Genomic DNA, 20,123 nt, shown 5'->3' on the forward strand with positions numbered 1-20,123 from the left:
ACGCAATACAGGGGGGTTGAGCCCTCAGCGGCTTGCCTGAACACTCGACTCCATCGGTATGGGTGAGTCGCCCGTGCGCTGGAGTACCGCTGGCTTGCCACTGAACCGTTGATAGCGATCGACGATGACATCGCAGTAGATTGGATCGAGTTCCATCAGGAAGGCTTGCCTGCCCGTCTGTTCGCAGGCTAAGAGCGTGGTCCCGGAGCCTGCGAATGTATCCAGCACCTTGGAGCCACGCGCACTACTGTTCACGATGAGGTAGGCAAACAGTGCAACGGGCTTCATCGTGGGGTGTTGCTCGCTACGACTGGGTCGGTCGAAGTTTAGGACGGTCGTTTGCTTGCGGTCGGAGTACCAGCCATGCGATGCTCCGTCCTTCCAACCGTAGAGGCACGGCTCATGTTGCCAGTGGTAATCCTGACGCCCCATCACCATGATGTTCTTATTCCATATCAGACACTGACGCACCCGTTGACCACACTCGTGCACTGCGCCTCGGAAGGTGTACCCTTCGGAGTCAGCGTGCCAGATGTAGAACGCGGCGCCGGGCTTGGACACGTTGAAAGCGTTGGTGAAGGCCCCCAGTAGAAAGGCCTTGAATTCTTGGCCCGCCATCGAGTCGTTGGCTACTTTGAGGGCGTCCTTGGTCCTTCCCGTGTAGTCCACGTTGTAGGGAGGGTCGGTGAGCCACAGGTCGGCTTGCTGTCCATCCATGAGCCTAGCAAGGTCCTCAGGCTTGGTTGAGTCGCCACACAGTAGACGATGCTTCCCAAGTACCCACAGGTCACCAGGACGCGTCACAGGCTCCTCTGGTGGCAGTGGGACGTCGTCGGGGTCGCATTCACCGTCCTGCACCTCGCCTCCCATAATCCGGTCCAGCTCCTCGGCGTCGAAGCCCAGCAGGCCCAGGTCGTACCCATCGTCGCGCAGGCCGCACAGCTCCAGTGGCAGCAGGTCCATGTTCCAGTCGGCTATCGTCGCGGTCTGATTGTCTGCGATGCGGTAGGCTCGTACTTGCTCCTGGGTAAGGTCCGTTGCAATGTGGACCGGTACTTTGTCCAGTCCCAGCTTGTGTGCCGCTTGGAGTCGTGTGTGCCCACAGACGACAACACCCTCGGCATCAACGACGATTGGCTGCCGGAATCCGTACTCACGCAGCGAGGTGGCAACCGCCTCAACGGCGTGCTTGTTGATACGCGGGTTGCCAGGATACGGCTTGAGTTTCGACAGTGTCCACATCTCGATCTTCATGCTCGCCTCGGAGATTGGTTTGAACGTGGGGCACAAGGAGATAGACGGCCAAGCAGAACCAGGCTGCACGCCAAAAGAATCGTTCGCACGCGCGGGCCGTGGGGACGATGCATTCGCTCCAGATTGAGCCCTGGGAGCCGGATGACACGTTCGAAGACATTGGGAAGATCCTTTGCGAGAGAGCACACTGGTCGTGAAATATCCCGATGGGGAAATGCTGGGGAACCAATCGATGGAAGATTACTCAAGAGAGCTCATCCTGCGAGGCGCTAGGAGCCACTGCCTTGCCTTGCAGGAAGGCTTCCAGGTCATCCCGCCTGATGCGCCACGTGCCGCTAGCAAGCTTGCTGGCGGGCAACAGGCCACGTCTGAGCCATCGCCGAACGGTGGGTACCGACGCATCGGCATAGTCGGCCACGCTGACGAGGTTCAACCATCCGCCATCGTTTCGCTCGAGCTTGCGGCGCGTATCCATAGCAATCCTTCGTTGGCTGTCGATTGTTTCTACTGGGCAGTTCTATCTAGCGTATCAGGTGCACAAGATTGATCAATCCTGGTGTTACCCGCCGGGGTAAAAGTGGATGGAAAAACTGGCCGACCGAGGTCATCGACTGGAAAGACTTCCTGGCCGTGTTGATGGCACGAGTCGCATTTGAGATAGCGCCTGCGGAGATTGCCTTGGGTCTTCGTGCTGTACCGGCGTAGTGTGCCGTGGTTGCAGGCAGGGCAGGGGTCGAGGTGTCGCATGGGGTAAAACTCCGTGTTCATTGCTCGCGGGTCACAATCGTTTCGTTCCTTCGCGGTCAGGCGTAGCGTAGCGAAGACGCCGAGGTACCGCGTAATGTTTCTGTATGTATGCGCTCTGACGCCCCCACTAGGTGACACCAGAGCGCATACTAGCGGACGTCAGAGCGCACACTAGAAGTATGTTTAGAGGGCGTGCTTACGCCCCCTCTAGCTGACTTTTTCCGGCTCAATTGCCCAGTGATCTTGAACACTCTAGGGATTGTTCCCTGTCGTGGCTCAACGAGTTGAATAGCTTTCCAAGCCTCTAGATCGGCGAACAACTTTCTCGCAGTTCTCTGATGGACGCCAAGTGATTTGGCAAGGACCGTTGTCGATACGCGAAACACTCTATCGACGTCTGCATGCCGGAAGAACACCATCATTGCTAATCCGTGACGGGGCGGTACCCTTTGCAGCATCTTGTCAACGAGTGCATTTAGGTGTTGAAACCGCCTAGCAGACTTGGACTTGGAAGTGCTCACAAGAAAAAGTCCTCCACTGAATCATCGCTATCGACTTCTGTTAGGTTGCCAAACTCCGCGAGCGGTTGCGGCGTTCGCGCTAAGAACTCCATACGCGGTCGGTCAAACTCAAGCTTGAAGTCCTTTTGCGCTCCGTGGCGATTCTTGACGCACGCAAGCGTTACTCGCCGGCGCCATTCCTCGCCAAGGGCTCCCTCATCCCGCAGGACGTATGCTGAATCGGCGTTGTACTCAACCTCCCCCGACTCCTTGAAGGAGCTTAGGCTTAGCTCTGTGGCGTTGTGAGAACCTTTGGAATCCCTCTTTGTTGCCGACAGTGCTAGAACAGCATGTCCGCGCAGACAAAGTCGCCGTAGCGTCGCTGCAACTTCACCGACACCTATCCGCAAATCCTTCCCACTGGGTGCGAACTTTTGCAGGTAGTCGACAATGATTAGGCTCGGCTTCTCGCCTGCCAGCCTTGCAAGATTGAACAGATTGCATTCCTCGACTACCTGTACTCGCAACAGTGTCGCGCGTATATCGCTGGCCACCTCGTCGATACGTTCACGCTCATACTGGGTAAGTCGGCCGAAACGCAGATCGTCGCTTTTGATTCGTGTGCGTCTCGTGAACTCCCGCCTTAGCAGTGCACTGAAATGCATCTCAGCATTCGCGATAATCACCTGTAAGTCCGCGTTGAGCTCGATAGCGTCGAAAGCTACCTGGGAGGCGATAACCGTCTTACCGGTCCCTGGGGGACCTCCCAGGACAGTAAGCAGTCCAAACCCAACCTCAATTCCATCGAGCGCGTCCCGCTGCCGAATCAACTGTGGGAGCGTCCCACTGTGAATGTCATCCATGTAGCCATCAAGCAACTTAATCGCAGACGTCGTAACTGGTGGCAGTTGCAGCTGTAAGCCTCCTGTGGTCGTCTCCGTGGCACTTGTCGAATCTGTAGTTGTTGCCACTTCGGTTTGACCTGCTACAGTCTCGGGAGCGCCAGCGGTCGTCTCGTAGGTTTTTGCTGCTTCTGTTTCACCTGTTGGCGCTGTGAGGTTATCAGTGTCGACAGTTAGGATTTCCCTTTTTCTCGCAAACTTGTCCTCGCGAGGCTTTCCTCTGTACAGACCATTCTGAACGCATTGCTGCACCTCCATTTCATCCAGTGGCACCGGCAGGAGTGCGTTCCAAACGAGGACATATCCAAGAATGTCTGACTCGCTCAGACGCTCGCCGTCATCCCCAACGATTGAGGCCAAATTGCCAGCCAATCGAAACGCACAGCTGTTCCGTCCGCCTTCGTGAGGTTTGTCGGCCGCTTGGATGTAGCCCTGTGCGCGAGCATCAAGAAAACCTGAAGGACATCCAACATTGAAGCGTGACAACTGTTGCCGTTGAATTGTCGGTGTTAAGTGCTTCTCTAGTCCTGGGAGCTCGAATTCTTGCAATTTGTACCGACGGTCGGAATTGATAAACAGCGGTGCAACAGTGTTCCCCGACTTGCGAATCGAGCCGACTGGCCGCAATAGTCGGTCCAAGTTAGCAGTGGAATCAACTTTCGCACCCTTAGCGCAGATCCTCAGTTCTTCCAACCATCGGCCCGAGATTGCCGCGCATCGCATGCGGTTCTCATCGTCGAAGATGTAGTGCGGTTCATCGAGCAGCCAGTAAACGTGGTAGCCGCCATCGTCGCCATCGGACTGGATAATAGCGCTAGGTGACAGTGGCATCGTGTCGAGTGCGGCAAGCATGTCCTGCTGAGTAGCGTAGCCAGGTTTGCCTGCATCAATGTCGAAATGCAATGAGACAACCGCTTCGACCTCCTTCTCCGAGCCGATACCGTGCAGATTGCGTTGTTTGACGCGATCGTAGTCAATTGGATTTACCTTGATAAACAAATCAGTGGGCTCAAGCTCTACATGTCGCGCCGCTAAATCCAGTTGATCGATATTAAACACCGCTGACACTTGATTGCGACAGGGCTTTACGAATACGACCTGACCACGACTGCAGTTCCCGTACAATGCATGGAGGTATTCACTCGACAGTACGTTTGCATTCTTAGTCACGCTCGTGCTCCTCAACGGCTAGCTGATAGAGAGCCATATCCCAAGTTTCCCCTTTTGTCGCGATCCTATTGGCGACGCGACTTTTCAAGTTTTCAGGAATTTGTGCTGCGATAGCTTCCTCGCGAGCGGTAACAAGACTTTGTATAAGTTCTTGATTTGCCCTTCTCACGGCAATTGCTCGACGGTATGCAGCTTCCAAGACTTGAATGTCAGGTACCAGCCGCATCGGAAGATGCCCTTTCAGCTTGCCCTCTAGCCACCCAATAAACTCGGGTGCGGTGAACGCATTGAGTTCAACACGTCTACCTGAACGGAGATAAGAGACTTCCTCCGACGTGACGTTCTCCAGGCAGATGTTACGGTACTTGACCTTTTCCGACGCCAATGAGTATTCTTCGACGTCGGCCAGACGCAGGCCGAAGTCAGTCACGTTTATTTGGTGCTGGAAATGGTATGCAACCCGATCGTTGTCTAGGGCATACTCCGACTCTGATGTCAGGCAGCTGGCAATCTGAAATCCAGCTTCGTCGAAATCATGCACTACAAAAAGCGGTACGCCACCGTCAACACGGCAAACATGATCAACGAGTTGTCTCGCGGCAGCGACGGACTGGCCTTTGCACGAAAGGATCGCCAAGTCGAATCGTTCCGCGATTTTTGCCTCGTTCAACAGCGGCTCGAATCCTTCCTTTTCGATATAAAGCACTGCGGCGTATCGCTCGTTTTCCGCAATCGACGGCCACTGGGTGGGAAGCGAGATGTGTTGCAGGTCGCTCACCGCAGTCCGGTCCCGCAAGTACCTGTCAATCGAGAGCGTTCCAACCGGAATGCGCACTTCGTTGTTAGCGTTGGGAACGGTGAATGTTCCTCGAGGATCCGCGGTGATCTTCCAGTCGACCGTGTGAGTGTTGAGATACTTGCGTAGGATGGTCTGCGAGAAGTAGGCTGCATCGATTTCACGACCAGTCAACTCACGGAATTTCTCGCGGCTTGCGTAGTACATCTGTCGCTGGGATACCGGAAATCTTCCGTTGCCAGACGCATGCTGGTAAGCGTCTGGGAGTATTTGATGTGCAATGTCAGAAAAGTTCACTCGATTTGAGTAGTAGTAGCCTCGCGGACGGCGGGATCCGCGCTCCTCAGCCTTACGCTGCTTCGCCCAGCCCTTGGTTACGGACTGGATCGCACCAATGATTGCGTCTGACTTCATGTCTCACTCCTCAACGATTACGGAAGACTTGCCTCGGTCCGAGTACTGGACCTTTGGACAACTGATATGCAGTACAACAACGGTGGGCTCATCACGACCGGCACGCTGTTCCTCAAGAACGGAATCGAGCGATTTCCCATACGCGCCCAATTGCCGGAAGGGATTGATAATGGCCGGGCTCCAGTTCACGCCAGTGATAATGCGGCGTGGCCTCGTCTCCTCCGGACAGTACGCGAAACAGGTCTCTATAACCCATGGAATCCCGTCGTCCGTACCTACGACTTTCTTGTAGGCAAAGCTCTCAGGATCCCCTCCAGCCAGCGCACAGCGAGACTGCAGGTGGTGTTCGCCAACGATTCCCAAAGCTGCTGGCCTAACGGGCTTTGCCTCGCTTTTCATCGCCGTAAGCAGTCTGCCCACTAAGCCTCTATCGATGCAGTCATCGGCGACTAATTCCGATAGGAGAGTTCGCGACAGACCGACTGCTTCCAGCACCTTCCTCTGCTTCGCTGAGCCGGTCAGACCACGGAATTCAGCAATGAACTCACGGACCAACCGGTCCCGATGGCAGATGTTGGCAGCAATCAATCGCTCGAGCTCGTCGACACCGTACCAGTGTGGATCGGTAGGATTCGACGGCAACCATTTATTCCAACTAGGGGCGGACGCTTCGAGGTCCACTCGCTCACCCTCCCAGTCAACGGAGAGCGACAGATGAGGATTGAGCCAACAGTAGTCTTCGGCAATTTGTAAAAATCGGGCCTTCGAATGCTCTAGGATTAACCTAGCTGAATCGGGCCACTGCACGCTTACAACAGTTCCTTCAGTGATGGGTGAGTCGCCCAGCTGATGGTCAATCTTGGGCTCCTGGCGCACTCGATCCACGGTAACCCTGATCTCATGCTGCACCCCTTGAGACTGGATGACAACGGAACCTTCACCACAAAGCGCGAAGGGCATGGCCACCACTGTTTTGAGCGCGTTCCCTTGCGATCCCCGACACGGCGACACATAAGCCTCGCGGCTGGAGACGCGGACATTGAAATCCAATACGGAGTCAACGACACTTGGCGGGAGCCCTGGGCCGTTGTCTGAGATCGTCAAGCCTGATTCATCAACACAGACTTGGATGCGCGGCGGCACTCCAGCCTCCTCACAGGCGTCCAGTGCGTTGTCGACCAGCTCCTTGAGGCACACCAGTGGCCACTCGGCAACTTGGTGTCCGGTCTGAGCTACAAGCTCCTTCCTGGATAGAAAATCGAGTGCTCGATTCGTTTCAAAATGGAGACGGACAAGTTTGGTGGTGTCGGCCATCAATGGCGGTTCCTTGGATAAGATTGCTGTGTGCGTTCTAAATTCATGATCTTGGTGTCCGAGCACTAGCTACTCGCTGGCTCGGCAGTGATGCGCTGTACAGAAAAAGAGGATGGTCCAAACTCTCTATTGAGAAATCCAACGTAGAGTCGATTGAGATCCTGCCCGACTTCGGAACCACCGTCGATTTCGCAATTCCGACTGGTGGCGTCGAATCGATAGCGACCGTTCATCCTGATGGCACTTGGGCCGTGTAGGGCCTCCGCTGCGATAACGGCGACTAACAGCGTCGCCTCGGCTTCTCGTGCGTCCACGGACTTGTCGAAAGCGTAGCGATAAATTTCACGGATCACGGACAGTACTCCTGGGCAAATATCGGACGGGGATGAAAATGACATACGAAGAACGAAGGAAACCGTCGCGCTACTCATGCAAGTAAATCTGAAGTCCAGATAGCCTGTGACGCAAAGCCACCATGCGTCGGTAGATCGTTCCACGGCAGACGCCGAAATGTCGCGCTAATTCTGTCGCGGAATGGCCTTCAAGTTTTGCCTTGAGAAGTGACCGCTGCCCGCTAGTGAGATGTTCAGATGCTTCTTGGAGATCGATGCCCAGCTGCGTGTCGGCAAATGTTTGAGTACGACCGCCGATACGGCGTTTCAGAGACTGCTCGTCGATGCATTGCCAGAGTTCGGTAGCTGCATCCACTCCTGCGTCAACCGAAGAGTGGAGGGAGGCCAGATTGAGGGCTCCCTGGTGTTTCTTAGCGCGTCGCTGACGTGAAGCGTCCAGGAGTGAGCTGTCCGTGATCTGGCTAACGTAGCCGTAGAAGGAACCTCGCGTTTCATCAAAGTTCGACAATTTGGACAGTATCTGCAGCATGGTGTGGCTGCATGTATCTTCCAAATCGTGGGCAGTCAGGGTTCGGCCAAAGAAGCGTTTAGCTTTCCGAAGGACTAGCTTCCTGCATTCCTCAACTTGGTGGTCAGAAAGCGACGGCGAAATCCGCATTGAACTGCTCCGAGAATAAGAACGGGTGTTTCTTATTCCCGGCGCACGTGCGCTTAGATGACGTTAGATGAGCGCAAACCCCGTATGGACAATGGTTTACATCGCGCAATATTTTCTTTCTTGAGCTATGTCTTCCCCCCCCTTGCGCGCAAGGTTTCAGTCGGATTCCGAACCTTTGCGTGACGGATTGCGCCCCCTCTGTCTGGCTCCTAAATCAATTTCCGAAGGATCCATCGGCACTGGAACCGCAGCTTTTGCTTTTTCCTTAGCGAGCATATTCTGAACAGTGGGTGGTAGCGGATTACCCTTTTCGTACCACTCACGTGCGATTTTGATCCATCGCGAAATCGTCCCCAAATCCACTGTCACTTTGAGTTTCTTCTTGATTTCTGCGTTTGACAATTGCGACAGTGTACGGAGCAGGTATGCAGCTATTTGTTCCTTCTTGGGGGGCTTCAGTTTTTCAGGGGCCTCCTCCATCAGGGACGCATAGGTTCGGCCCGAAGTAAGATCATCCAGCGTCTGTCGCAATTCAACCACAAGTTCCTCGATCGCACTAAGGCTAGTCAGTAGGTGTGTCTCTGCCAGCCGCTTTTCCTCGTACGTTGGAGGGGGCTCATTTGCACGCAGTGGCGTGTTCAGATGAAGCGCTACCGCCGCGCCAACAACTAGCTTACCCATTTCGGGGATTACATTCGATTTGACGTTCTCTATTCCGTCCGGCCATCGCAGCTGCAAAATGTCCACTGACTCAGGGGGCACGATTTTCTGAGACCCCCACCATTCGCGCGCGTCTACCCGATAGCGATCCCTCAGCCTCGCTGCCAGATTGATCGTCTGGAGGTGTTGACGCAGGTCTGGATTAACAGCGGGCCACTGCCGGATCTCGTGCACGGCGTTGATGGCAGCATCCAGAACCTTGGGGAGAAGGTCTGCAACCCTCATGACATGGGCATCTTTGTGAATCGTCCCCAAAACAGAGTCGACTTCCCAGTACGAAAGCGGTCGGGGAGTCTGGGGTTCGGCGTCGTCGGCGGGAGCCGATTCGTCGAGAAGCAAGTGCTGTAGTCGTTCCAGTACTGGAAACTGCCCTTCGATCAAAAACTCGACTGCTTCGCGATCATCTATCCGATTTCCTTTGATGTCGTCATGGCAATCAATCATTGAAGTTCGCCCTGCCGAGCGATCCAGTGGTGGGGCAGTAAACTGCAGGCGCACAAACAATCCGTTTTGGAGCTCGTAGAGCGAATCATAGTAAGTTCCATGGTGCCGATACGGCATCGGCGAGGTGGCTGTCCAGCAGCGTCTTGCGTCTCTTAGCGGCTGAAACCAACTCCCATCTTCCAGCTTGACTGCTGAACCCTCGAAACTGAATTGTTGGCTCAACGGTCGCAAACCTTCATCGCTCACTTTCATCCCTCCAGAAAAACTTATGCGCGACACCCTCATCGTGCTCTGCGTATGTTAACCGGTAGGTCAAAGGGGCAAGTAGCGTCCCGACAAATCTTCGCGGCTGATCAAACGCAAAAATACAGGAATCTAATCGCAATGACGCATAAATCGTCTATGCCAGAGTTTGATCTGGATCATACGAGAACGCAGATCGCCAGCATCCTAGCCACGGGCATTATCCGCCACAGTCGGGCCAAACTCGCAGAGAGTTCCGAAATCTCGCCCCACAGCGCCGAGCCAGCGCTTGAATTTCCTGGACAGACTGCGCTCTCTGTCACCACGCGGGTTAACTCTCAGCGAAATACCCTAGGAACAGGAGAGGCACATGTTGAACATTGAGAAAGAGGTCGCCGCCATGGAGCGGATGACCGTCAACCAACTTCGCATTAAGTATGCGGACGTATTTGGTGAGGGGACCAACGGTCGGAACAAAGTCTGGTTGCTCAAGCGGATTGCTTGGCGAATGCAGGCCAACGAGGAAGGTGATCTTTCCGAACGGGCTCGTAAACGGGCCTTTGAAATTGCCAACGATGCAGACCTACGGATGCTGCCACCAAGGCAATCTAAGCTATCGGTCGACTCCTCCGAGCGGACCGTCACGAAGAAAGTCGGGATTGCTCACTCCAACGAGCTTCTGCCCGGTACCAAACTTCAGCGGATCTACAAGGGGGAAACGTTCTCGGTCACGGTGCTGGAAAGTGGATTTGAGTTCCAAGGTGAACGCTTCAAATCACTGACTGCGGTTGCCAAGGCTGTCACCGAGAAGCACTGGAACGGCTTTCACTTCTTCGGCCTGCGTCAACCAAGGAGTGCCAAATGAGCCGCCGAACAAAAGAGAAGCCGCCTGCTAGGGACGTCGTGCGGTGTGCCATCTACACACGCAAGTCGACGGAGGAGGGACTTGAGCAGGAGTTCAATTCCCTCGATGCCCAGCGCGAGGCGGGAGAAGCGTACATCAAGAGCCAGCAGCATGAGGGCTGGGTGTGCGTGCCGGATGCGTATGATGACGGTGGATTCACCGGCGCCAATATGGAGCGTCCAGCTCTGCGACGACTGCTCTGCGACATCGAAGAAGGGAAGGTAGACTGCGTTGTGGTCTACAAGGTCGATCGACTGTCTCGCAACTTGATGGACTTCGGACGCATCATCGAAATCCTCGACCGGCACAACGTGGCGTTCGTATCGGTAACTCAATCATTTAACACTTCGACATCCATGGGGCGACTGATCCTCAACGTGCTGTTGTCGTTCGCCCAGTTCGAACGGGAGATGATTAGCGAGCGCACGCGGGACAAGATTGCAGCCGCTCGACGCAAAGGCAAATGGTCGGGTGGCATGCCTGTGCTGGGCTACGATGTGGCGAACACGAAACTGGTGGTAGACGAATGTGAAGCAGGACGGGTGCGAGAGATCTTTCGGCTGTACCTCGATCAACAATCGCTGTTGGACGTTGCCAAGGAGATCAACGCGAAAGGCTGGCGTACCAAACGCTGGGTCACCAAGAAGTCCGAGGTGCGCGGTGGAAAGCTCTTCGACAAGGGTTCCCTGCATCGACTGCTGACCAACGTGGTCTATGTCGGCAAGCTCACTTATAAGACTGAAGTCCATGAAGGGGAGCACGAAGCCATCGTGGACCTTGAGTCGTTCAACCAGGCTCAGGCGCTGCTTGAGCGGAATGGGAGAAGTGGTGGGCGAGAAGTCCGGAACAAGCACAATGCTCTACTACGAGGCTTGATGCACTGTGGGGCCTGCGACTGCGGCATGAGCCATTCGTACTCCAAGAAGGGTAGCAAGCTCTACAGATACTACGTCTGCCACAGGGCGCAAAAGCGGGGCTGGGAGGAGTGCCCTGCGCCGTCCCTACCGGCGGGTGAGATTGAGCGGTTCGTAGTCGACCAGATTAAGCGCATTGGCCGAGATCCTGCCTTGATTCGCACCACGTTGGCCCAGGTGCAACGACAAACGGACGAAGAACTCCGACGCCTCGCGGCCGAGAAAACGGCACTGGCCCGCGATGTGCGGCAAGACTACGTCGAGGTTGGTAGATTGGCCGGTACCGCATTGGCTGGCGATCCAAGACTGTTGGAGGTTCAAACTCGAATCCGGGAGGCTGAACGCAGGATGACCGTCATTGGGGAAGAGCTGGCATCGCTGAAATCGCAGGCCATTGATGAAAAGGACGTTGCAGCCTCCCTGGGTGAATTCGATAGCATCTGGGAAGCACTCGCACCACGGGAACAGGCCCGCGTACTGGAGCTGCTCATTGAACGAGTTACCTACGATGCCGATACCAGCACCCTGTCGATCACTTACCGACCAACCGGTATCAAGTCACTGGCCAAGCAGGGTATTGATCGAATTGAGGAAGCAGCATGATTCAAACTCAACACAAGATTCATTTCAAATCGGGCAGACGTTCGCGCAAGGAGCTGTCGGGCGGAGTCGCTACACCTCAGCCAACGGGTCGGCTGCCACGCATTACCAAATTGATGGCTCTGGCGATTCGCCTTGACCATCTCATCAAGACTGGGCAGGTCACCGACCAAGCAGAGCTGGCACGTGTGGGACATGTGTCACGGGCGCGGCTGACTCAAATTATGAATCTGCTCTACCTGGCGCCGGACATCCAAGAGGAGCTACTGCACTTGCCTGTCACAGTGAATGGACAAGATGCAATCATTGAGCGGGACCTGAGGGCGATTGCGGGGATGGTGAGTTGGAAAGAGCAGCGGGAGGCTCGGAAGCATACCGAAGCAAGGCACATTCGTTAATTCTCTGACTACATTCGAAGCCACTGCTACGAGGATTTTCGCGAAGTTGCCACGTCGGCAAAACTACTGCCGAACGTCCAAACTCCACTTTCCGCTTTACGTCCTTGAAGTGGAACGAGCAATTTCAGTGACCAATCCAGAGTTGCATACGTTGGTCTAACTTGAGACAGTTCGCGAAGCCACTAACTCGCATAGATTGAAGTGCACAAAGTTAGCCACCAACGGACGGTTGATGCCCAATAACGGTTTGTCATGTGTCACTAGCCTGGCCCCTCCCATCGTCGAGGCTCTCGATTCGCGAATTATGTCCAAAACTCTACTGCATGAGATCTTCTATCAGCTTTTGGGTTGGGGTGTTTCCTCTGCGATCGTTGAAACCGAATTCAACTGCAACTCTAAGGCTTCAACTAGAGCACCAGCCTTATTCACGAAGGCTTTAAGTCGCGATATTCGCCCCTCCAATTGCTCGCGAACTCTTTGGTTAAGGCTAGGCTCTGTGCTAAACTCATCCTCCGGGGCGACAAGCTTGATCACAATCTCGGACGGTCCATCATCTCGGCCGGCATTCATTGCGTCCTTGACCCACTCTTTGGATTTGTCAGTAGCCAAACTTGCGGCCTGTGTTAAGCAGTGTCCAATTAGCAGTTTAGCCGAATAGTCGAGGCCGTCCGCTAATTCCAGCCAGGACTCTACTTTAGATTCCTCGGCATTTGATCCTTTGCCAGGGCGCATCTCGCGGAAATAGCGCGGGGTTTCATCTTCTGGGTCTAAGCTCGCAACAGCCCTGACAATCGGCTCCATGTCCTCAAAGGGTCGCTTGCCACTTGGCAACTCGCTGCGATGCCTCCAAAGCCTCAGAATGGCATGAAAGCAATCCTGCTTTGCTGATTCTTTGGCCTCTCCGTCTTCCGTTTCGCACCTGGTAATAAGTTCAGCTACATAGTGCGATATCCAACGACCAAGGGTATCAACTGACGGCTCTAGCCCAAGTTCATCTACGAGTTTACGCCCCAGTGTCACGATAGCATCAGAGTGTTCTAAATTGTCCGTCTGTTCCGAGGAGGTAGAGCTTTGCTTTTGTGGGGATTCGTTCATTGTCATTTTCAAGGCTGCTTTCGTACGGTCGACGTTGACGCCGACGATCTATCTGGACCTCTATTATCAAATCACGACCAAGCCTAGCTAGCAAATCAACGACGAAGTCCAAAGTTGCTTGAAGTAGACTACCGCGTTCAGGATTGCTGCTCTCATGACGCTTTGCTTCATCGTATTGGCCCCATACTTTCGAAGCCATCACAACCGATGCTGCTGAATTCCTCCAAAATCTATCGTCTAGGTCAGCAGTAACAGACATCAAATCAACTACGAAGCGTGCAGGCGAAGGTGGAGGAAAACTGATTCCTCCGGACCAACGATCCATACCATCCAATCCCTGGTCACGACAGTGGTCGACTACCCACCCCTTGAGTGCAAAGCCGAACTTATCGATTTCCATGTCACTTCCTGCGTTTGGGATGGCATAGTCATAAACATTTCCCGCTGTCCCAAGTGCTCTGAGAAGTGAATGCGATTTATCTGGCGTTACCAATGCGCTGTAGACTCGATTCGACTGCTCAAACTTAGAGTCAGTAGTTGTCCATGTCCCCCACACGTTGAGCATGCCTCCAATATTCAGAGCCTCGTCAAAATCGTCCGATGTGATGCGATAGTCTGTGCCGTCATCCTTCGTTCGATCCTGCCAAGAATACCGTGCCACTGGAACCGGATCACGTCTGTCCCAAAGCCAGCGCCCATCACCTCGCGACAAATCATGGCGGTCAAGCCTGTCTGCGAACTTGTCTATCTCCCCATACTCAGAATCGCGATATGTCGGGGTACTAGCTAGAAGATTTCCCGCGACCATCATCATGGCGTGATAGGAGTAATAAAAATGCAAGTTGTCGACTCGTGGATACGATCCGTGAGAATGAAGCGTGTGCCCTTCTTCATAAAGCCCACGTTTACTGCGCTCGTCGTCGTCCGAGCGTCCGCTTGCTTTGGAGCCGAAGGAGTTCCTGATTATCTTCAACGCTTCAGATTCGATCTCGTCTTGAGACAATGCGAATACTTCACCGATAGGTGCATACCAGTAAGGCCCAATATCGAAACCAAAGTAGAAACGATCATCGTCGCTGGTGGGAGTCTGAACTTTTGTCTTGGTTCTGCCACGGTCATAGGTCTTTGAATCGACAATGGGATAGGGGGATTGGTTGATGTTAACGAGTCGATCCTTGAGACCATTCTTGTCAGCAAGCCCCCCATTATTCATCAGCGCGAGCGCCGAGCGCGCAGCCAAAAGCCGGATTAGAACATGAGTCTGATCTTTGATCGCCCAATCCACGATTTGATCTGCAAACGGCACGAACGCTTCCGGGAACTCAGTCGCGGCGCGCGCCACGCCAATAAGGAACCATTGGAAAGCATGAAGGCCATAAAACGGTAGCCTTGCGTCGACAAAAGGAACGCCCTGCCTTTTTATTGCATAATTGAATATATGGCTGATCAGATCCTGCCGCCCCAATGTAGCTAGCCCGAGAACCACATGCGAGCCTTCCCATCGCAGGGCGGCTTCCGGCGCAGCCATTGATGTCCAAATGTAGCCTGCTAGCGCAACCTTTGTATCCGTGGGAGGCAATAGCTCATTCGACCATGGTCCATCCCCATCCCGATCCTCCAAGATTGGGGTTAGGAGGTGGAGACCGAAATCTAGCGTTTCAAGCGCCTCATCTTCAGATAGCTTAGTCGCAAGAAGGCCTACCAAAGAGAATAACCTGTCCGAGTTTGCTAGTGCGGACGATTGACCGACAGCATCGAGCACAGCATCGACTAATTCGCTTTCATTTATCCCTGCAAGTGTACAAGCGGTCGTGAAAGGCATTACTTCATAGTGTCGGTTTTTTGCAACATGCATGCAGTAGCGACGACAAAAGACTTTGAGAGTTGTCTCCAAAGCGAGTCGAGTAGCTGGCCGGTCCTTCCATCCGATGAGTGCAACTTCTAAAAATTCCCTTAAATGGAATAGCTCGAAATCAGGAACGTTTGCGAAAGCTTCAATGAATAAGGCCTCGGAACCAGCTGGTACACGCGCTATGGCTTCCTTAAAAAAGTTCTCGTGTATCCAAGGTGTTTCCATCTTTCTGAAATTTCTATAGGCCAGTACCAACCCATCAGGTTCGGCCAAATTATGGCTGGAGAAAACAGCATCCCAAGTCCAGGCTGGCGGTGCTTGCGTGTAACTCATCAATTCTGTTGCGGCTTCGGATTCTCGACGTTGGACGACAAGCCTTTTTGCCTCTTCAAACTCAGTGATCTCATCTAAATCATTTAGTTCAATTCCATGCTTCGAGGTACACCTCATTACAGCAGAAAAGTCACCTCCACTAAACTTCATGTAGCGAAAGACGTATGCGGCTGTGTCAGCACTCTCATCTATCGACGCGCATTCCGATAACGCACTGTCGAGCAATTGATCGTATCTCCAATTTGCACGAAATCCGATCAAAGGTAACGCATCCCGCGCACCCAACACTCCACCTTTGATGAGTTGGGTTATCGCAATAGGCAGTATACGCTCGGACGATCCGAAACCTCGGTCTCGCCAGCGGCTCAATATGGCTAAAGTAGATGCCGGACAAAGACCGCATAGTGCCTCAATAGTTGCTTCCCAATTGAAGTGCTTATCTCGGACGACATAGTCGTAAGTCAACTCGGCACAACGTGCGAAGTGGTAAGCGGTCTCTGGTGACGGACGGTCACAACGAGCAGCGCGATCCGCTAAGTCTAAAATGGAGTCCCATCGCCCCAGATTCTCGTCGCCAATCTTGCTAGCAACCTCAACAGCTTCATTAAAGAATGCAGCCGCATCTGTTCGACTCACCAGCAAAATTGAGCGGGCGGCATTGATATAGCCTTCCGATTTGCTTTCGGCATCTGCCCGCTCCTCCTTCGTGAGGTTAAATGCCTCAATCGCAAAATCGATAGCATTTGCCTTGGTGCTCTCTTTTTGACCGCACAACCGAGCGAGAGTGGTCAGCGTAGGAGTAAAGAGCGGCCTTTTGAGGCCGCTCTTCCATTCAGTAAATGCGGCGAGTGTCTTTGAATCGACTGCGTCAAGCCGGTGCAGAACGTCCAACCACAATAAAGCGATTTCATTCGATGTGTGGAAATCGTCCCGATAAGAGTCTTTTCCCGCGCTGTTAGATGCCTGGCGCGTTCGTTTGAGTTCGTCTTCCAGAGTTGCTTTCGTAACACGTCCGATTAGCGTTGAAGCCCAAAGTTGGTACCAGGGAAGCAGTGCGCCAATGTCCTCTTGAAATTCTTGGAGATCACTTGACCTCGAATGCTGGTTCTCCTTGTCAATCTCAGCCCGCAGCTCAGAATGGGCTAAATCACGGAGTGCTAGAACCTGGTTTTGCAGGGCAGCCCGGAGACAATACGCGCGCAAAATTGGCACCCCGGCTTTGGAGAATCGCGATGCCAGAACCCTGGGCGGATCAGCAGGCAGGTAGCGAGAAAGAATCTCGGATGCTTCGATATTGGTGCTTGTCCCAAGCTGTAGACCGGCTTCGACGATTGCCGTTACAGCATTAAGCGCGGATTCCCGGTCATCCCAAGCATGGCCATCTGAGAGTTTGATCCGCGAGTTTGCAACTAACCGGAGGGCACGCTGCGTTACGTTGATTGGCGGCGTACACTGGACTCTTCGAAGCTCAACTGCAATTGCAAGGACTAGGCAAAGATTGTTGCCAGCGGCCTGCGCAAGAGCTTCCACTTCGTTAAAGCGCCCATGGTCGATGAGACGCCTTGTAACTAATTTGCCGACGCGGAATGCCACATCGCGTGGCCGCCAGCTTCTAAGGTTATGCGCCCCACTTTCGGGGCCGTGAATGTTGATATCGGCTAACGTAAGTTCGACGATATCCTCATCCGATACTTTTTCGTCTTCACGTTCGTTCGAGGGTAGTTGACTCCAGTTGCGCAACCATTCATATGCCATCCGCAACCGACTTCGTGCATCGCCCAAAAGCTCTCGACGACCCGACAACAAAGAAGCTTCATAGGCGTGATGAGCCCCGATCCAGCCTGATCCGAACGTCCGGCGCGATACCAGTTCCTGAATGAGTTCCGAATCCAAAAAAGCCGCCGCTAGATCGGTGTTCGCTTGCAGAAGTCTCCGGCTCCGGTCGTCACCCGCCATCTCGCCTCCAGCTTTCAATGCCAATTTGGCTGCATCGAGATGGCGCTGAATTCGAAGGCATGCTTTCAGCGCGAACTGCAACCGCTGTAGTTCAACGTCTCGCTTTTCCAATGGACTTGTTTCAGGAAGAGCTGCAGAGGTGAGAGCGAGTTCGACTAGCTCAGAAAACCTTCCGGATTCCAGCAATAATTGAGGTAGCACTGACGCTGCATAGGCGCTCGTCTTCGCAAGGGGAGTTAGTCCTGCGATATACCCTTCCATCTCGTCAGTCGAAGGCTTGAATTTCTCCCGAAACCACGTTTCGGCAGGCTCATCAAGAAACTGAATTGTATCACCAGCCACTAGTAGCGGACGACCAAGGTCGACAGCGAAGCTCTTTATAGCCCCCTCATCAACGCCTGACATTTGAGACAAGATCGGAATAGGGACTAATGGACGCATAACAGCCAAGCCGGCGCATAACTTATCAATCTGAACCTTTTCAATGGGACCAATATTGTCTTTCAGTTTCGCAATGGCACCTTCCAATAAACTCCCAATGGTGTCATCCACAGTTGTGGGATTGGGGCCAAGCAGGCGCAGCGTCTCGGAAAGAGCATTATTGCGTGATAGCGCGAGTGCTTGAACACGTGGGTTGTGTGAACTTAGGCCATGAAACTCCCCAATATCGTGTTCGTTTGCCTCCGCAAATGTCTGTCGAAGGTGGGCTGCTGTTTCGTCTCGGCTGAACGGCTCCAACTCGCAACATATCGACTCTACAGGTGGATCAAGCGCGTTCTGACGATGCGACCGGCAAAGGAAAACAAGGCGAACATTGTCTGGCACTTTGGTACGTATAAGGTCGCGGACGAATGATCGGGATTCACCAATTTCTTCTGCCGCCATTTGCGCGTTGTCCGCAGCGTCGACCACGAGGCATAGGAGGCCATTGGCGTTGGCAAGCCTCACTTTCGTTGCGGCTTGCTTAAGCCTGTGAATAAACGCTCGCATATAGGATGAAACGTCGTCATGATCGGTGGGAATCAAGAGATGGCAAAGCCCCTTAGCTGCAAGCTCATTTGCGATTTGCACGAGGGCATCTTTGTGTCTGTGGCGATAGCCCAATGAATTGCGGTATTGGCCGTTGCCGAAGCAGTCAAACAAAATGCCCGTAGATCCGTCGGGAAGACCGCGTGAGATGCGAGTCGCGAAGACAGTCTTGCCCACTCCAGCCGAAGCATGAACGATCACCGGCGATTGTGCCTCGACAATTTTGCGAATCAGGTTTGCTTCCTGAGCACGCGGTATTGCAGAATCGAGTATTTCGATCTGGCAATTGGCTGGAAAGAGACGGCCCTCATCGGTTTTCAATGCTCTGAGGACATCTGTCTTCGTGATAATGGGATTGCTTTCTCCCTCAGAGAGCGCTCTTCTGGTAACAAGTTCTTTCAATTGTGTAGGAGCATCAACATCGGCACCGGGAAGATAACCGCTTACCTCCTGAAACAGAATATTCCGCTGATCCCAGTAATCATCTTGCCTGCCTTTAAAGTGCAGCAGTTTTGAGAACGCCGTGAGCTCATCGCCGTGAAGACCAACAAAACGTTCTAGCTTGTTAAACTCATTGGGATTACGCGCGGCTACTCTCGCTGCAGCGTCAGCGACGGTGTCCGTGAAGTCCGAGCCGATGGGCCTATTGGTCACGAACCAAAATTGGAGCTTTGCCGCGAGCCCATCAGCAGGAAATGATTGAAGCAGGTCTTTATAACGCTTTGCAAAACCTTCGACAGTCTTTTGAAGACCGCTAGCAGTCCACGGCTCTGATGAACGCTGCGTTGAATGTTTGAGCTGCATATATCGGATAAGTCGAGCATCTCGGATGTTTTCACTGCCGAAATATTCTGCAATGTCGATAACTTCCTCACCGACATCAGTTGGAGGTTCACCTTGTCGCTCATTCGGAGATGGGCCTTCGATGCTGATGGAAACCAAATCGCTTTCTGATGATAGGAGTTGAAGGCAGTGCCGAGCCGCCCACAAGTAATGAAATTGGTCTCCGTCACGACTATAGCGAACTAGGTTTGCATTCGACATTTTTGACTTAAACTAATAGGTACTCAGTCAAGGCACGAGCTTATGATGATCATGGATTGTTGACAAAAGTCACGGTGGACTTTTCGTCTTGGCAATAGTATCCCTTCGCAGGGCTTTGTTTTCGGTGTTCAAAAGTGATGCGTTGGTGGTTCACTGATTGAACGTTTCGCGCAGAAGGGCTGATTTTATGCCCTGCCTCCACGGATTCATTTTCCCGACGCAAAAAATATCATACCGTAACGCGCGGAGACGGGCGTCGCTCGCTGTTCTACTACCAGAAATGCTACCCACCGTGTCACAAAAGTACTTCAGGACGAGGTGGAACGCAATTTGTGCATTGTGCAGCGTGCAGCGTGCTACGGGCTGCCAAATCACATTCACGCCATGATCCAACCCTTGGTGCCGAATCGTGCTCAAGGCATACGGCACCGGTCGTCGGTAACGCGAACTGTTATGTGAAGTGGAATGGGTGGACCGGGCATC

13 protein-coding genes are annotated in these 20,123 nt (G+C 53.4%); 3 read left to right on the forward strand and 10 right to left on the reverse strand.

Annotation, left to right across the window (positions count from 1 at the left end; genetic code table 11):
- Window positions 1-24: 24 nt before the first annotated feature.
- From Q31a_RS19625 to Q31a_RS19660, 8 genes are all read right to left on the reverse strand, one after another.
- A complete protein-coding gene (locus Q31a_RS19625; RefSeq protein ID WP_145081732.1) occupies window positions 25-1,254 on the reverse strand; it encodes a DNA modification methylase in 1,230 nt (409 codons plus the stop codon).
- Between the two features lie 244 nt (window positions 1,255-1,498).
- Window positions 1,499-1,729, reverse strand: a complete 231-nt coding sequence (locus Q31a_RS19630) for a helix-turn-helix domain-containing protein (protein ID WP_145081735.1) — start codon at window positions 1,727-1,729, stop codon at window positions 1,499-1,501.
- Window positions 1,730-2,518: 789 nt separating this feature from the next.
- A complete protein-coding gene (locus Q31a_RS19635) occupies window positions 2,519-4,573 on the reverse strand; it encodes a DnaB-like helicase C-terminal domain-containing protein (protein ID WP_145081738.1) in 2,055 nt (684 codons plus the stop codon).
- Window positions 4,566-5,783 carry a toprim domain-containing protein gene (locus Q31a_RS19640; RefSeq protein ID WP_145081741.1) on the reverse strand — a complete coding sequence of 406 codons (1,218 nt, stop codon included), beginning with the start codon at window positions 5,781-5,783 and terminating at the stop codon, window positions 4,566-4,568. Before Q31a_RS19640 ends, Q31a_RS19635 begins: the two co-directional genes overlap by 8 nt.
- A gap of 3 nt (window positions 5,784-5,786) precedes the next feature.
- The gene (locus tag Q31a_RS19645) at window positions 5,787-7,097 is read right to left on the reverse strand and encodes a hypothetical protein (RefSeq protein WP_145081744.1); all 1,311 of its coding nucleotides are present in this window, start codon (window positions 7,095-7,097) and stop codon (window positions 5,787-5,789) included.
- 65 nt (window positions 7,098-7,162) lie between these two features.
- Window positions 7,163-7,450 (reverse strand): hypothetical protein, encoded by a 288-nt coding sequence (locus Q31a_RS19650; protein ID WP_145081747.1) that lies wholly within the window; start codon window positions 7,448-7,450, stop codon window positions 7,163-7,165.
- 70 nt (window positions 7,451-7,520) lie between these two features.
- Window positions 7,521-8,108: a sigma-70 family RNA polymerase sigma factor gene (locus tag Q31a_RS19655; protein WP_145081751.1), complete on the reverse strand. Its 588-nt coding sequence runs from the start codon at window positions 8,106-8,108 to the stop codon at window positions 7,521-7,523.
- Between the two features lie 156 nt (window positions 8,109-8,264).
- A complete protein-coding gene (locus Q31a_RS19660; protein WP_145081753.1) occupies window positions 8,265-9,518 on the reverse strand; it encodes a hypothetical protein in 1,254 nt (417 codons plus the stop codon).
- A 367-nt stretch (window positions 9,519-9,885) separates the two neighbouring features.
- Here Q31a_RS19660 and Q31a_RS19665 point away from each other — a divergent pair, with 367 nt between their 5' ends.
- The 3 genes from Q31a_RS19665 to Q31a_RS19675 are packed head-to-tail and all read left to right on the forward strand — an operon-like array spanning window position 9,886 to window position 12,331.
- Window positions 9,886-10,380: a DUF2924 domain-containing protein gene (locus Q31a_RS19665; RefSeq protein WP_145081756.1), complete on the forward strand. Its 495-nt coding sequence runs from the start codon at window positions 9,886-9,888 to the stop codon at window positions 10,378-10,380.
- Window positions 10,377-11,936: a recombinase family protein gene (locus Q31a_RS19670; RefSeq protein WP_145081759.1), complete on the forward strand. Its 1,560-nt coding sequence runs from the start codon at window positions 10,377-10,379 to the stop codon at window positions 11,934-11,936. Before Q31a_RS19665 ends, Q31a_RS19670 begins: the two co-directional genes overlap by 4 nt.
- Window positions 11,933-12,331 carry a hypothetical protein gene (locus Q31a_RS19675; protein ID WP_145081762.1) on the forward strand — a complete coding sequence of 133 codons (399 nt, stop codon included), beginning with the start codon at window positions 11,933-11,935 and terminating at the stop codon, window positions 12,329-12,331. The genes Q31a_RS19670 and Q31a_RS19675 overlap by 4 nt, the downstream gene beginning before the upstream one ends.
- 336 nt (window positions 12,332-12,667) lie before the next feature.
- Here Q31a_RS19675 and avs3b read toward each other — a convergent pair whose 3' ends face one another.
- Together avs3b and avs3a are read right to left on the reverse strand one after the other, a co-directional pair.
- A complete protein-coding gene (gene avs3b, locus Q31a_RS31275; RefSeq protein WP_315851627.1) occupies window positions 12,668-13,432 on the reverse strand; it encodes an AVAST type 3 anti-phage proein Avs3b in 765 nt (254 codons plus the stop codon).
- Window positions 13,359-19,640, reverse strand: a complete 6,282-nt coding sequence (gene avs3a / locus Q31a_RS19685; RefSeq protein WP_145081765.1) for an AVAST type 3 anti-phage nuclease/ATPase Avs3a — start codon at window positions 19,638-19,640, stop codon at window positions 13,359-13,361. Before avs3a ends, avs3b begins: the two co-directional genes overlap by 74 nt.
- Between the last annotated feature and the right edge of the window lie 483 nt (window positions 19,641-20,123).

This window comes from Aureliella helgolandensis (assembly GCF_007752135.1).
GTDB lineage: Bacteria > Planctomycetota > Planctomycetia > Pirellulales > Pirellulaceae > Aureliella > Aureliella helgolandensis.

Coding starts and splice junctions, on each gene's coding strand:
- Q31a_RS19625 (WP_145081732.1), bottom strand. CDS start 1,254: ATGAAGATCGAGATGTGGACACTGTCGAAACTCAAGCCGTATCCTGGC.
- Q31a_RS19630 (WP_145081735.1), bottom strand. CDS start 1,729: ATGGATACGCGCCGCAAGCTCGAGCGAAACGATGGCGGATGGTTGAAC.
- Q31a_RS19640 (WP_145081741.1), bottom strand. CDS start 5,783: ATGAAGTCAGACGCAATCATTGGTGCGATCCAGTCCGTAACCAAGGGC.
- Q31a_RS19645 (WP_145081744.1), bottom strand. CDS start 7,097: ATGGCCGACACCACCAAACTTGTCCGTCTCCATTTTGAAACGAATCGA.
- Q31a_RS19655 (WP_145081751.1), bottom strand. CDS start 8,108: ATGCGGATTTCGCCGTCGCTTTCTGACCACCAAGTTGAGGAATGCAGG.
- Q31a_RS19665 (WP_145081756.1), top strand. CDS start 9,886: ATGTTGAACATTGAGAAAGAGGTCGCCGCCATGGAGCGGATGACCGTC.
- Q31a_RS19670 (WP_145081759.1), top strand. CDS start 10,377: ATGAGCCGCCGAACAAAAGAGAAGCCGCCTGCTAGGGACGTCGTGCGG.
- Q31a_RS19675 (WP_145081762.1), top strand. CDS start 11,933: ATGATTCAAACTCAACACAAGATTCATTTCAAATCGGGCAGACGTTCG.
- avs3b (WP_315851627.1), bottom strand. CDS start 13,432: ATGACAATGAACGAATCCCCACAAAAGCAAAGCTCTACCTCCTCGGAA.
- avs3a (WP_145081765.1), bottom strand. CDS start 19,640: ATGTCGAATGCAAACCTAGTTCGCTATAGTCGTGACGGAGACCAATTT.